Raw genomic sequence first — 13,992 nt, 5'->3', positions numbered from 1 at the left:
ACCGCATCGCGTGAGGACTTCACCCATGGAGCATGAACTGCTCTCCGAACTGCACCGCCGGGGCATCCGGCTCCGCCTGGCCGACGGGCGGCTCGACGTGCTCGCCCCCGCGGGCAGCCTCACGGACGGTCTGCGCGACAGGCTGCGCGCCGCGCGTGAAGAGCTGATCGAGCTCCTGGGCCGCGCCGACCACGGCGGTCCCGCCGCGGCGATCGTGCCCCGGCCCGAGCAGCGGCACGAACCGTTCCCGCTCACCGACATCCAGCACGCGTACTGGGTGGGCCGCAACCCCGCGATCGAGATGGGCGGCATCGCCACCCACGCCTACCTCGAGACCGCGACGGAGGACCTGGACGTCGACCGCCTCGCCCGCGCCCTGCGGAAGGTCATCGACCGGCACGACATGCTGCGCGCGATCATCGAACCCTCGGGCCTGCAGAGGGTGTTGCCCGAAGTACCGGCGTACGAGATCCGTGTCGCGGACCTGCGCGGGCTCTCCGAGGCCGAGCAGGAGGCGCACCTGGAGAGCGTGCGCGAGGAGATGGGGCACCAGGTGCTCCCGGCGGACCGCTGGCCGGTGTTCGACATCCGCGCGAGCCGCCTGGACGACCGGCGGCTGCGGATTCATCTGAGCCTGGACATGCTGATCATGGACGGCTTCAGCATGGACCTCCTCTTCCAGGAGTGGCGCCGCTTCTACGAGGACCCCCGCTGGATTCCCGAGCCCCTCGAACTCTCCTACCGCGACTGCGTGATGGCGCAGCTGGAAGCACGTGACGGCGCGGAGTACGCCCGCGCCGAGCGGTACTGGGCGGAGCGTCTGGACACGCTGCCGCCGGCCCCCGAACTGCCGATGCTGCCCAGCAGGCCCGGCCGAGGGGCGGTGGAGTTCCGCCGCCGGCACTCCATCGTGCCCAAGGAGCAGTGGGCGGCGATCAAGGAGGCCGCTCGGCGCCGGGGCATCACCCCGTCGGCGGCCCTGGTGACGGCGTTCACCGACGTGCTGCGCACCTGGTCCAAGGAGCCCGGTCACACCCTCAACCTGACGCTGTTCAACCGCCCGCCGCTGCACCCCCAAGTCGACGCCATCATGGGTGACTTCACCTCGGTGACACTCCTGTCGACCGACTCGGAGCCGCGGGACACCTTCGCCGCCCGGGCCGGTGTGCTGCACCGGCGGCTCATCCAGGACCTGGAACATCTCTCGTACAGCGGGGTGCAGGTGCTCCGTGAACGGGCGCGGCGGCAGGGCGGGATGCCGGGCGCGGCGATGCCCGTCGTCTTCACCAGCATGCTCGGGGCGTCGTCGGACGCCGGTCTCACCGGGGGCCTGAAGTTCCTCGGCGAGATCGTCAACGGCGTCAGCCAGACCCCGCAGGTGTGGCTCGACCACCAGGTCACCGAGGAGCACGGGGAGCTGCACCTCAACTGGGACGCCGCCGAGGAACTGTTCCCCGAGGGCCTTCTGGACGACATGTTCGCCTCCTACGAGGACCTGGTGGGCCGCCTCGGCAGCGACGAGGGCCTGTGGGACGACCCCGGCCCCGCCGTCGCCCTCCCCGCGTGGCAGGAGCGCGAGCGGCTCGCGGCCAACGACACCGAGGCGCCGATTCCCGAGCGCACCCTGTGTTCCCTGGTGGAGGAGCAGGCCGAGCGGACGCCGGACGCCGATGCCGTGCTCGCCACCGACGGCCGCTACACCTACGGCGAACTCCTGGGCGAGGAGCGCCGCCTCGCGCACCGCCTGGTCGATCTGGGCGCCCGTACGGACGAGTTGGTCGCCGTCGTGATGCCCAAGTGCCGCGAGCAGGTCGCCGCGGCCATCGGCATCACCCGCTCCGGCGCCGCCTATCTGCCGCTCGACCCGCAGTGGCCCGCCGCCCGCCGCGCCCAGCTGTACGACCGCTGCGCGGTGCGCTTCGCGGTGACCACGCCCGAGCTGCGCGAGCGGCTCGACTGGCCGGCCGGCGTCCAGGTGGTGACCTTCGCCGACAGCGAGGTCCGCTCGGCGCCCATCACCCCGCCCGCCGTCGACCCGGCGCCCACCGACCTCGCGTACACCATCTTCACCTCGGGCTCCACGGGGCAGCCCAAGGGTGTGGTGATCGACCACCGGGGTGCGGCGAACACCGTGCAGGACATCAACCAGCGGTTCGACGTCGGGCCGGACGACCGCGTCCTGTCCCTGTCCTCGCTCAGCTTCGACCTGTCCGTGTACGACGTCTTCGGCACCCTGGCCGCGGGCGCCGCCGTGGTGCTGCCCGCTCCGGAGGACGCCCATGACCCGGCGCACTGGACGGACCTGGTGCGGCGCCACAGGGTGACGGTGTGGAACTCGGTGCCCGCCCTCATGCAGGCGTGGACCGACAGCCTCAAGGACGACGACACCCGGTTCCCCGAGGGGAGTTCGACGCTGCGGCTCGCGCTCCTGAGCGGCGACTGGATCCCGGTGGCCCTGCCCGACACCATCCGCGCGCATCATCCGCGCACCCAGGTGATCAGCCTGGGCGGCGCCACCGAGGCGTCCATCTGGTCGGTGTCGTACCCCATCGGCGAGGTGCCCGACGACTGGACCCGCATCCCCTACGGCAAGCCGCTCGCCCGGCAGACCCTGCACGTGTACGACGAGCGGCTCGAACCGTGCCCGGTGTGGGCCACCGGGGAGATCTACATCGGCGGCATCGGTGTCGCGAAGGGCTACTGGGGCGACGAGGAGAAGACCGCCGAGCGGTTCCTCACCCACCCCCGGACCGGCGAACGCATCTACCGCACGGGCGACTTGGGCCGGTACCTGCCCGGCGGTGACATCGACTTCCTGGGCCGCGAGGACTCGCAGATCAAGCTGAACGGCTACCGCATCGAACTGGGCGAGATCGAGGCGACCCTGGCCCGCCAGGACGGCGTGGCCGAGGCGGTCGTCGGCATCGGCACCAACCCCACCACGGGCCGCGCCCAGCTAGTCGGGTACGTCGTGCCCGACTCGGGCGCCGCCGCGGACACCGGGGCGCCGGACGAGGGCGAGCTGCTGCGGCAGGTCACCGAGCGGGCCGAAGAGCGCCGGGAGCGCGAACAGGCCGAGCGTGCAGAGGAGTTGCGTACCGAGGAGCGCACCCATGCCGCGGCGGACGCCCTGTGCCCCCTGGTGATCGCGCGGTCCCTGGCCCGGCTCGGATTCTTCCGCGCGGCCGGCGACAGCGCCCGCTGCGAGGACATCGTGGCGTCCGGCATCAAGCCGGTGTACCGGGAGCTGATCGGGCGTCAGCTCGGCGAGCTCGTGGCGCGCGGCCTGCTGCTGGCCGACGGTGGCAGTGGCGAAGGCGAGACGACGTACCGCTGCGAGCGGCCCTTCGACGCCGACGCCCTGGACGCGGAGATCCGCCGCACCCTGGACGGCATGGACGTGTCCGGGCCGCACGGCGTGCTGCGCGAGTACTTCGCACAGTGCGCGGAGCATCAAGTGGCCATGCTGCGGGGCGAGGTGAGCCCCCTGGAGTTCCTGATGCCCGACGGCGACTGGCGCGTGACGCGGGCCCTGTACGCGGACAACCCCGTGGCGCAGGTGCAGAACCGCACCGTGGCGCAGGCCCTGCGGACGTTCGTGGACGCCTGGCCGGGGTCCGAACCGGTGCGCGTCCTCGAGGTCGGCGCGGGCACCGGCGGGACCACCGAACGGGTCCTGCCCGAGCTGCCCGCGGACCGGGTGCGGTACTGCTTCACCGACATCTCCAGCTACTTCACGTCGCGTGCGGAGCAGCAGTTCAAGGCCGCGTACCCCTTCCTCGAGCACCGCGTGTTCGACATCGACGCGGACCCCGCCGAGCAGGGCTTCGCCCCCGGCTGCGCGGACGTGATCCTGGCCGCCAACGTGCTGCACGACGCCAAGAGCATCGGCCAGACGCTGACCCGGCTGCGGGCGCTGCTCTCGCCGGGCGGTCTGCTCGTGCTCCTGGAGAGCACCGTCAACATGCCCTCCGCGCTGATCACCGTCGGTCTGATCGAGGGCCTGGCCCAGGAACGCGCCACGGACGAGCAGCGGCTGCCGCTGCTCTCGGTGGCGCGGTGGCGGGAAGAGGTCGAGGGCGCCGGCTTCGACGGTTTCACCTCGCTCCCGGCCGAGGGCGCGCCGGACGACCTCTATATGCACGTGCTCGTCGCGGCGGCCCCGGGCGGCGCCACACCGGCCCTGGACGTCGAACTGCTGCGCCAAGGGGTGGAGGAGGCGCTGCCGGAGTACATGGTGCCGCGGCATCTGCTGCTCCTGGACCAGCTTCCGCTGAGTTCCAACGGCAAGGTCGACCGGAGCGCGCTGCCGCTGCCGTGGCAGGAGGCCGCCGCGGTCACGCGGGTGACGCCGCGCGACGCCGTTGAGCAGCGGTTGTTCGAGCTGTGGAGCGAGGCCCTGGGACGTACGGACTTCGGCGTCGAGGACAACTTCTTCGATCTGGGCGGGGACTCGCTGCATGTGGTGAGCATGCTGGGGCCGCTGCGCGAGGAGCTCGGGCTGCACCGCAGCGCCCAGGAGATCGTGGAGGCGCTCCTGGACCGGCCCACCATCGCGGCGCTCGCCGCCTCGGTGCCCGAATGGTCGCGCCCGTAGGGCTGTTCACCGGAAAAGCCCTGTTTCCCGGGCTACGGGCAAGCCGGGGATGGCTGGCTATCATGACGGAAACCTGGGGCGCGCGCCCCGACAGGACCACGCCGCAGTCGCACCGGAGGTGACGCATGTCCTCGCTGTCGAAAGGAGGTCGTCGGCCAGCAGCCGACGCGGGCAGTCCGCCCTCCCCTCGCCCCTCGGGCCTGCGCGAGCGAAAAAAGGCCAGGACCCGTACGGCGATCCAGCGGGAGGCGCTGCGCCTGTTCCGCGAGCGGGGGTACAGCGTCACGACGGTCGAGCAGATCGCGGAGGCCGCCGAGGTCGCGCCGAGCACGGTCTTCCGGTACTTCACGACCAAAGAGGACCTGATCCGGCTCGATGACGACTACTCCCTGCTCACCAAGGCCTTTCGCGCGCAGCCCGCGGAACTGAGCCCCACCCGGGCCCTGCGTTTCGCGCTGCGCGAGATGTTCTCCGGGGAGTCGTCCGACCAGCTGGCGGAGCGGATGGAGCGCGAGATGCTCATCCTGTCGGTCCCGGAGCTGTGGGCGGCGAACCTGTCGAACATCACGGCGACGATACCGAGACTGGCCACGCTGATCGCCGAGCACACGGACCGCTCCCCCGACGACCCCGAGGTGCGCAGCCTCACCGGAGCGGTCTGCGGCGTGATCCTGATGGTGTGGCTCGACTGGGCCAAGGACCCGTCGATGGACGGCCCCGCCGTCCTCGACCAGGCCCTGGCCCATCTGGAGGCGGGCCTTCCCGTGTCCCCCGCTCCGTCCTCGTCCTCCGCTCCGTCCTCGTTCCCCACGCCGTCCCCGTAGCCCGCGCCGTGGCTACGGCGCGGTGTCGGCCGCGGCCGTGCATCCCAGCGCGCGGCGCACATGGCCGCCGAGCAGGGTGATGGCCTCCGCGGGACGCCTGGCCAGACCGCCCCAGGCCAGGAAGCCGTGGTCGAGTCCGTCCCCGTCGACCAGGGTGGTGGGTACGCCGGCCGAGCGCAGCCGTGCCGTGAACTCCCGGATCTGGCCGCGCAGGAAGTCGAACTCGCCCGTGGCGACCACCGTCGGCGGCAGCACGCTCAGATCGGGGGCGAGCAGCGGCGACACTTCGGGGGATGTGCGGTCGCAGTCGCCGACGTACAACGCGATCATCCGGCGCAGGTCATCGGGCAGCGCGCCGGACGGCGGCTCCGCGCGCAGGTCGACCGCCGGGTAGGCGAGCAGCAGCAGGGTGAGCGCGGGGCCGCCGGACGCGGCGAGGCGCAGGGCGGCGGCGAGGGCGATCTGCCCGCCGCCGCTCTCTCCCACCAGGCCGATGCGGCCCGGGTCCAGGCCGAGTTCGGCGGCGTGCTCCGCGATCCACTCGACGGCGGCCACGGCGTCGTCGACGGCCGCCGGGTGGGGGTGTTCGGGCGGGCGCCGGTAGGCCACCGAGAGGTACGCGGCGTCGCAGGCGCGGGTCAGCGAGCGGACCACCGGGTCGTACGAGTCGATGCCGCCGAGCGCCCAGCCGCCGCCGTGGAAGAAGACCAGGGCGGGCTGCGGCTGGGCGGCGCCGTGCGGCCGGTAGAGGCGGGCGGGCCGCCCGGCGACGGTGAGGTCACGGACTTCGGCCACCTCGGGCCGCGGCAGCTTGGACATCATCTGGTCGTGGCGGTCCCGCAACTGGGACACGGTGAGGGGCTCAGGCATGGGGGCGGCTCCCGTCCGGGGCCGGGTCCTCGAGGCCCATCATGGTGGCGATCCTGTTGCGCTGGATGTCGGTGGTGCCGGAGTAGATGGTGCCCGCCATGGCGCTGCGCACGTCGTGCTCCAGGCCGTACTCGGTCATGTAGCCGTAACCGCCGAAGATCTGGACGGCGTGGACGGCCGAGGACAGATTTCCCTCGCTGGCGAGGAGCTTGGCGATCGCGACGTCCACGGTGGCGTCCTCGTCCCGCTGCACCTTGAGCGCCGCGTCGTACAGGGCGCGCCGGGCGGTGTCCACGGCCATGCGCATCTCCACGACGCGGTGGGCGACGGACTGGTAGGAGCCGATGTGCCGGCCGAACTGGCGCCGGCTCCTGACGTAGTCGACCGTGCGCTCCAGGCGGTGCTGCATCTCGCCCACGTTGACGGCGAAGGAGCAGAGCACCTCCCACTTCATCACGTGGTCGAAGATGGCGAAGCCGGAGCCGACGTCGCCGAGGATGTTCCGCGCGGGCACCCGGCAGTCGTCGAAGAACAGCTCGCCGAGCGGCGAGGAGCGCAGCCCCATCTTCCGCATGGGCTTGCCGACGGTGAGGCCGGGCCGGTCGCGTTCCACGACGACGGCCGTGATGCCGAAGGCTCCCGCGCCGGGGTCGGTCTTCACATAGACGACGTACAGGTCGGCGACCGGGCCGTTCGTGACGAACGCCTTGTGTCCGTTGATGACCAGGTCGTCGCCGTCCTGCTCGGCCCGGGTGCGCAGGGCGAGCATGTCGGAGCCCGCTTCCGGCTCGGAGATGGCGTGGGCGCCGATCAGCTCGCCGGCGGCGGCGGCCGTCAGGACGCGTTCCTTGAGCGCGTCGGAGCCGAAGCGGTCGACGGGCAGGCAGGTGCTGATGAGGTGGGTGCAGGCGGAGAAGCTGAGCCCGGTGTCGCGGCACCCCTCCCCCAGGCCCTCCAGGACGTGCATCGTGGTCGTCAGATCCTGGCCGAGCCCGCCCCAGGCCCCGTCGACCGGCAGGCCGAGCAGACCGGACCCGGCCAGGAGCCGCCACTGCTCGCGGGGGAACTCGCCGTCCGCGTCCCGTTCGAGATATCCGGTGCTCAGGGGTTTCCCGAGCCCCAGCGCCGCGTCGCGCAGCGCTCTTTGGTCCTCATTCCACTGAATCAACGGTGCATCCTCTTCCGCGAGCTCGAACGGGACCGGGCGGGCGTGGTGCGGCGGACGGTCAGTACTGCGAGAAGCCGAACTCGTCCAGCCTGTGTGCCTCGTCGCCGCGCAGCGGCGGGTTGAACACACTGATCAGATGCAGGTCCTCGTCGGCGTCGGCCACGAGGAAGTGCGCGTCGTGCTGGTCGAGTACGTAGAGCACACCCGGTTCGAGGCGGTAGGTGACGGCGCCGTCCGCCGATGTGACCTCACCGCGGCCGCCGATGCAGTAACACGCCTCCAGGTGCCGGCGGTACTGCAGCCGGGACTTGGTGCCCGCGCGCACCGTGGTCTCGGCCACCGTGAAGCCCATCCCGTCCGTCTCCACGAGCAGACGGCGGCTGGTGCCGTTGCCCCACTCGACGGCTCTGACCTGTGAACTGTCCCGTATGAACAACGTTGCCTCTCCTCTCTGATTCTCTCTGGGTCTCTTGGGCCGTCACCGGAGGTGGGGGGCCACCGCGGCGGCCATGGCGCGGTATCCGGCGCCGTTGGGATGCACTCCGTCCCCGCTGTCGAGACGGGGGTCCATGCGCACCGGGTCGGTGGGGTCGGCGAGGACGCGGTCGGAGTCGACCACGGCGGCGTAGCGCCGCTCCTGGAGCATCCACGCGTTGACCGCCATGCGGATCTTGTCGTGGTGCTCCTGGTACATGGGCGACGAACCGTACGGCGGCTTCGTGACGCCGATGACCGGCAGCTTGAACTCCGCGGCCTGGCGCAGCAGTTCGCGGTGGCCGGCGATCAGCTCGTCCGGGGTGACCTCGGGGGTCTCGCCGAGGCAGGGGTGGTTTCCGTGGACGGTGATGTCGTTGCCGCCGAGCTGCACGACGAGCTTGCGTACGCCGGGCTGGGTCAGCGCGTCGCGGCGGAAGCGCTTGGTGGCCTTCTCGCCGAGGCAGAAGGTGTCGTTGAGGAGCCGGTTGCCGCTGATGCCGGTGTTGGCCACGGCGTGCGGGGTGCCCTGGGCGGCGAGGAGTTCGGCGAGGGCGTCGGGGTAGCGCTCGTCGCGGTCCACGGCCGAACCGAATCCGTCGGTGAGCGAGTCGCCGAAGCACATCACGGTGTACTGCCGGGCGGGTGCGGCGACGTCGATCGCGGCGAGGCAGTACATCGCCCCCGTGGTCTCGGTGAAGGCGGTGCCGTCCGTGTCGTCCCGGTGGTCTCCGGCCGCCCGGTGGCAGGTGCTCCCGGCCCACGGGTGGAAGGTGACGGGCCCGGTGGCGTCCTTGAAGTACAGGGTGACCGCGACCCGTTCGCGGGCGGCGACCGTCAGGTGGACCGCGTCGCTGGCCAGCGTGCCGCCGGGCTGCACCGTCACCGACGAGGCGCCGTCGAAGGTCAGCCGGCGCAGGGTGCCGGGGCGTATCGCGGCGCCGCCCGCGCTGAGCGCCACGGTGGCGCCGGCCAGCCGCATCGGCCGCGTACCGAAGTGGTGGGAAAGCCGCACGCGCAGCGTCCGGCCGCCGAGGCTGGTGCGGGCGAGCTGGCGGACGCTGTGGTCGGCGAAGCCCTCCTTGGACCAGTTGGTGCCCATGCCGAGGCTGGGCGGCGTCATCGCGGTGGACCAGGTGGTCACCCAGTTCCGGGCTCCGTCCGGGCCCTCCGCGGCCCTCGCGGACGCCGCGGCCGTCAGGCCCGCGGCCGCCGTGGTGCCGATGAGGGCGAGCGCCCGGCGCCTGGTGGTCTCCGTCATGCCTTGCTCCTTCCGCGCGCCGTGGCGCGCCCGTCCCGTGTGCGGGTCTCCACCACGGACCGGTATGCGGGCAAGGAAAAGAAATCAAGGGATTACGTGAACCGACCGCGGTACTTCAACCGTGAAATGGTGGCGCCCTGAATATGCGGAGACGCTAACGCGCGCCTCGGTCGGGCCATAACCCCTAACCGGCCCCTATTGCCCGGCGCGGGCCACCTAAAAAGCAGTCACCGGGAAGTGGGGCACAGCGAGTCGATGATGATTTCGGCGATATCGTCGCGGCATTCCTCGATGAAGAAATGCCCGCCGGGAAAGACGCGCAGCGTGAAGCCGCCCGCGCTGTGGGCACGCCAGTCGCGTACCTCCGCCACGGTCGCCTTGGGGTCGCTCCCGCCGGTGAGCGCGGTGATCGGACAGGTCAGCGCCGGGCCCGGGGTGAAGACGTAGGTCTCGGCCGCGCGATAGTCGCTGCGTACGGCGGGCAGCACGGTGGCGAGGAGCTCCGGGTCCGCCGCCAGGCGCTGATCGGTGCCGCCGACCGAGAGCAACTCCTGCACCAGGCCCGCGTCATCGGAGAGGTGAATCCGCTCGTCACGGTGCCGTGACGGCGCCCGGCGGCCGGAGACGAAGAGCCGCGAGGGCCACGCCGTCATGGCGGCTTCGCAGCGGCGCGCCACCTCGAAGGCGAGGAGCGCGCCCATGCTGTGCCCGAAGAAGGCGAACGGCCGGTCCAGGCACGGCAGCAGCGCCTCGTAGATGTGGTCGGCGAGCCGGGGGATGTCGTCGACACAGGGTTCGCGATAGCGGTCCTGCCGTCCCGGGTACTGCACCGCCAGCACGTCGACCGCGGGGGCAAGGGCTCGGGAGAGGGGGTGGAAATAGCTTGCGCTGCCGCCCGCGTGCGGGAAACAGACGAGCCGCACGGCTTGTTTCTCCGCCTGCTTTTCGGACGTGTTTCCGGCCTGTTGATACGACCTCACCCACAGGCCGGAATGATGCGCCGCCCCGCTCATGCCCGCTGTGCTCCCGGGTTGTGGTGGAACAGATTGATCTGGTCGAGCTTGCGGGCGCGCAGCTCGGGGTCGCGGACTCCGCGGCCCTCGCGGTCGGCGAGGCAGAGCACGCCCACCTTGCCGTGGTGGGTGTTTCCCGCCACGTCGTAGGTGGCGTCGCCCGCGCCTTCGAGGGGGTAGGTCCGCGAGAGCACCGGGTGGATCGCGCCGCTCGCGACGAGGTCGTTGGCGGACCAGGCCTCCTTGTAGTTCGCCATGTGCGACCCGATGATGCGCTTGACGTGCATCCACAGATGGCGGTTGTCGTAGCTGTGCTGGTAGCCGGTGGTCGACGCGCAGGTGACCACCTTTCCGCCGCGGGCGGCCACCATGACGCTGACGCCGAAGGTGTCCCGGCCGGGGTGCTCGATGACGATGTCCGGGTCGTCGCCCGCCAGGCTGCGGATGGCGCTGCGGAAGCGGCCCCACTCGCCGAGGCGTGGGCGGTCCTGCTCGTCCCAGAAGGTGAAGTTGCCCGCGGACCGGTCGATGATCAGCTCCGCTCCCATCCCCCGGCACAGGTCGGCCTTGGCCTGCGACGACACGACGCAGATCGGGATGCCACCGCCGTTGAGGGCGAACTGTGTGGCGTAGGCGCCGACACCGCCGCCCGCGCCCCAGATCAGGACGCGCTCGCCCTGCTTCATCCCCGCTCCGTGGTCGGACACCAGCTGGCGGTAGGCGGTCGAGAGCGCCACCCCCAGCGAGGCGGCCTCCTCCCAGGTGAGGTGGGCGGGCTTCGGCATCAGCTGGTTCGCCTTGACCAGCGAGACCTCCGCGAGGCCGCCGAAGTTCGTCTCGTACCCCCAGACCTTCTGGCCGGGGTCCAGCAGGGCGTCGTCGTGTCCGCCGGGTGTCTGCAGGTCCGGCTGGAGGCAGTGCACGACGACCTCGTCGCCGGGCTTCCACTCGTGGACGCCGGGTCCGGTGCGCAGCACGACGCCGGAGAGGTCGGAGCCGAGGATGTGGTACGGCAGGTCGTGGCGCGCGGCCTCCGGCGAGGTGCGGCCGAGCGTGCGCAGAAAGCGGAAGGTGGGTACGGGCTCGAACAGCGCGGACCACACGGTGTTGTAGTTGATCGAGCTGGCCATGGAGGCGACGAGCACTTCACCGTGCCCGAGCTCCGGGGTGGCGACCTCCTGCACGTGGACCGTCTTGCGCGGGTCGCGGTCCGCGGCGGGTGTCCGGGCGATCTCCTTCTGCTCCGATGCGAGGACGACGGCGGCCCGGAAGGAGGCCGGGACCTCGCAGGCGGCGATGGCCCGCGGGTCGTCCGTGGCCGCGGCGTCGCGGAGTTGACTCATCGACTGGTCCTTGTCTGCCGGGTCGTGGGGCCGGACGTACCGCCGGCGGTGCGGGCGAGGGTGATGACGGGGCCTGCTTCGCCGGGCGGCGGCCCCACGGTGGTTTCGGCTCCGTCGGCGGCGTCGGTGTGCAGCGCCCTGAGCACGCCGAGGATGCCGTCCGCGGCGAGGAAGGTGGGGCCCGTGTCGCCCGTGGTGGCGCCGCAGATGATGTCGGCCGGCGCGTGGGGCGTGGCGGGCCAGGCGGACGTGAGACGGGCGAGGGGGGTGAGTCCGTGGGCGAGGGCGGTGGATTCCCGGCTCAGGGCGAGCAGGAAGACGCCTTCGGCGACGCCTTGCGGGTCGATGCCCATGAAGTGGGCGAACTCGGGCCGCCCGGTGGGGCTGACGCCGAGCACGAGCGCCATGTCGAGAACGCCGCGGGACACCTGCCGGACCGCGGTGTGCACGGCGGTGAGCCCGCTGGTGGCGCCGGTGTCCACCAGCATGGTGGAGCCGCCCAGGTCATGGCGGTTGGCGATGCGGGCCGCGATGACGTTGGGCATGATCCCCGGCAGCGTGTCCTTCGTGGTCGCCTGGGTGCTGGACCTGATCTCGGCGAGGAAGCCGGCGAACGCCGTGCGGTCGGGGCCTTCGAGGACCCGGTCCACCTCGGTGGCGTAGCAGCGCACGAGGTGGTCCATCGCGGACGGCGACGGTCCTGTGGTGGCCGCGACGACGCCGGTGGTGGCGCGCACGGGAGCCCACAGCTCGCCGTGTTCGGCGGCGAACAGGGCCGCCGCGCGCAGCGCCATGAGCTGGCTCGCGTCGGTGGCCCGCACGGTGGGCGGCGGGAGGCGTACGTCCTGGAACGGCGGTGCCGGGTATGCGGCGCCGAACGTGCGCGGCCCCGGGAGGCGGCCCTCGCGCACCAGTTGCTCCACTTCCGCGGGTCCGGGGTCCCCGGGCAGGTGCGCGGTCCAGGCGAGGAGGACCACCGGGTCGGCTTCGGGTTCCGGGGCGGGCCGGGGCGCGGGGGCGCGGTCGGAGACCAGCAGATGGGCGTTCGTGCCGCCGAACCCGAAGGAGGAGGCACCCGCGATCCGGGGGCGCCTGCCGCCTTCGGGCCAGGGGATGTCGGTGACGGGTATGCGTACGCGGTCGTCGGCCGGTTCGGCGGCCTCGCCCGCGGGCTGCGCCGCGCGCTCGGTGTAGCGGCGCTGTGCGGGGATCGCCCCGTGGCGCAGCGCCGTCAGGAGTTCGATGAGCGAGACCACTCCGGCGCTCCAACCGGTGTGGCCGAGCAGGGACTTGTTGGAGCCGCACCAGACGCCGTCGGGGCCGGTGACCTCGGCGAGCGTGCGCACCTCCACCGCGTCGCCGACGGCCGTGCCCGTCCCGTGCGCGACCACCCAGTCGACCTCGTCCGGCGTCACGCCCGCGGCCTGCCGGGCGCGGTCGAGGCAGCGGCGCTGACCGGCCGGATTGGGGGCGTAGATCGCCGCGCCCCGGCCGTCCGACGACCCGCCGAAGCCGAGGAGGACGCCGAGCACCGGGTCGCCGTCCGCACGGGCACGGTCGAGGCGCTTGAGCGCGACGATGCCCGCGCCGTCGGTGAAGAGGGTGCCGTCCGCCGCCTGGTCGAACACGCGGACGTCTCCGGTGCGGCTCAGGCCGCGCAGTTTGGCGAAGCCGATGTTGTAGCGCGGCGTCACCCCCGAGGCGCCCCCGCAGTACGCGATGTCGCTGTCCCCGGCCAGCAGGCTCGTGATGCCCTGGCCGATCGCGTACAGGGCGGAGGAGCAGGCGGTGTCGACCACCGCGAACTCGCAGCCGTCGGGCAGCAGTCCGGCCGCCGCGGCCCGCGCGGCCCGGTCGGGCAGGGTGTCGCGTGCCGGTCCGCTCCCGTGTCCGTAGTGGCGTCCCAGCAGCCCGCGCAGCCGTTCTTCAGCCTCGGCGCGGCGTGCGGGGTCGTCGGGGTGCCGGTGCGCGGCGGTGTGCCGGGCGACGGTCTCGGTCAGGACCGCTTCGTCGGTGCGCTGTCCGACGACGGTGCTGCCGCCGACGTAGTAGGCGTAGCGGTCGATGTCGCGTGCGGTGACCGTGTCGCCCGCCTGGAGCAGGCAGTGCCGCAGCCAGACGGGGTGCTGATCGGCGGCCGAGAAGGCGCCGCTCGCGATCTCCTCCGCGAGTGTGGGGTGCGGCCGGAAGTCGTGCAGGAATCCCGAGGTACGTGCGTAACCGCGGTCCTCGGCCGTGGGGTCGGCGGACCAGAAGTCGTCGAGGCGGTAGCGGTCCGCGGGTTCCTCGAACACGGGCCGGTCGCCGCTCAGCAGCTTCCAGAACTCGTCCGGGTCGCAGGCGCCGGGCACCGCGATACCCATCCCCACGACGGCTACCGCGTCGCCGTACGCGTCTTCGCCGTACGCGCCTTCGTCATACGGGCCGGTGGAGGTCATCACC

Annotated in this window: 9 protein-coding genes; 2 read left to right on the top strand and 7 right to left on the bottom strand. The window is 72.2% G+C overall.

Annotated features, from left to right (window positions below):
- Positions 1-25: 25 nt before the first annotated feature.
- Both ACWFRU_RS10870 and ACWFRU_RS10865 read left to right on the top strand, forming a co-directional pair.
- Positions 26-4,597, top strand: a complete 4,572-nt coding sequence (locus ACWFRU_RS10870) for an amino acid adenylation domain-containing protein (RefSeq protein WP_453685773.1) — start codon at positions 26-28, stop codon at positions 4,595-4,597.
- 125 nt (positions 4,598-4,722) lie between these two features.
- Positions 4,723-5,421 (top strand): TetR/AcrR family transcriptional regulator, encoded by a 699-nt coding sequence (locus tag ACWFRU_RS10865; RefSeq protein WP_453685772.1) that lies wholly within the window; start codon positions 4,723-4,725, stop codon positions 5,419-5,421.
- 12 nt (positions 5,422-5,433) lie between these two features.
- Here the strand turns inward: ACWFRU_RS10865 and ACWFRU_RS10860 are convergent, their stop codons facing one another.
- The 7 genes from ACWFRU_RS10860 to ACWFRU_RS10830 form a co-directional block, all read right to left on the bottom strand.
- Positions 5,434-6,291 (bottom strand): alpha/beta hydrolase, encoded by an 858-nt coding sequence (locus tag ACWFRU_RS10860; protein ID WP_453685771.1) that lies wholly within the window; start codon positions 6,289-6,291, stop codon positions 5,434-5,436.
- Positions 6,284-7,459 carry an acyl-CoA dehydrogenase family protein gene (locus tag ACWFRU_RS10855; protein ID WP_453685770.1) on the bottom strand — a complete coding sequence of 392 codons (1,176 nt, stop codon included), beginning with the start codon at positions 7,457-7,459 and terminating at the stop codon, positions 6,284-6,286. The genes ACWFRU_RS10860 and ACWFRU_RS10855 overlap by 8 nt, the downstream gene beginning before the upstream one ends.
- A gap of 58 nt (positions 7,460-7,517) precedes the next feature.
- Positions 7,518-7,895 (bottom strand): ectoine synthase, encoded by a 378-nt coding sequence (locus tag ACWFRU_RS10850; RefSeq protein WP_453685769.1) that lies wholly within the window; start codon positions 7,893-7,895, stop codon positions 7,518-7,520.
- Positions 7,896-7,937: 42 nt separating this feature from the next.
- On the bottom strand, positions 7,938-9,194 hold the full coding sequence (locus ACWFRU_RS10845) for a GDSL-type esterase/lipase family protein (protein WP_453685768.1): 1,257 nt from the start codon (positions 9,192-9,194) through the stop codon (positions 7,938-7,940).
- Between the two features lie 227 nt (positions 9,195-9,421).
- Positions 9,422-10,117 (bottom strand): thioesterase II family protein, encoded by a 696-nt coding sequence (locus ACWFRU_RS10840; protein WP_453685767.1) that lies wholly within the window; start codon positions 10,115-10,117, stop codon positions 9,422-9,424.
- A gap of 86 nt (positions 10,118-10,203) precedes the next feature.
- A complete protein-coding gene (gene ccrA / locus ACWFRU_RS10835) occupies positions 10,204-11,550 on the bottom strand; it encodes a crotonyl-CoA carboxylase/reductase (RefSeq protein ID WP_453685766.1) in 1,347 nt (448 codons plus the stop codon).
- On the bottom strand, positions 11,547-13,988 hold the full coding sequence (locus ACWFRU_RS10830) for a beta-ketoacyl synthase N-terminal-like domain-containing protein (protein WP_453685765.1): 2,442 nt from the start codon (positions 13,986-13,988) through the stop codon (positions 11,547-11,549). The genes ccrA and ACWFRU_RS10830 overlap by 4 nt, the downstream gene beginning before the upstream one ends.
- Positions 13,989-13,992: the final 4 nt, after the last annotated feature.

It is taken from the genome of Streptomyces sp. NPDC055099, from assembly GCF_053607685.1.
This window is presented reverse-complemented; position numbering and strand designations above follow the sequence as displayed.

Excerpts from the sequence above, each read along its gene's own strand:
- ACWFRU_RS10830 (WP_453685765.1), bottom strand. The coding sequence starts at position 13,988 with ATGACCTCCACCGGCCCGTATGACGAAGGCGCGTACGGCGAAGACGCG.
- ACWFRU_RS10860 (WP_453685771.1), bottom strand. The coding sequence starts at position 6,291 with ATGCCTGAGCCCCTCACCGTGTCCCAGTTGCGGGACCGCCACGACCAG.
- ccrA (WP_453685766.1), bottom strand. The coding sequence starts at position 11,550 with ATGAGTCAACTCCGCGACGCCGCGGCCACGGACGACCCGCGGGCCATC.
- ACWFRU_RS10865 (WP_453685772.1), top strand. The coding sequence starts at position 4,723 with ATGTCCTCGCTGTCGAAAGGAGGTCGTCGGCCAGCAGCCGACGCGGGC.
- ACWFRU_RS10845 (WP_453685768.1), bottom strand. The coding sequence starts at position 9,194 with ATGACGGAGACCACCAGGCGCCGGGCGCTCGCCCTCATCGGCACCACG.
- ACWFRU_RS10870 (WP_453685773.1), top strand. The coding sequence starts at position 26 with ATGGAGCATGAACTGCTCTCCGAACTGCACCGCCGGGGCATCCGGCTC.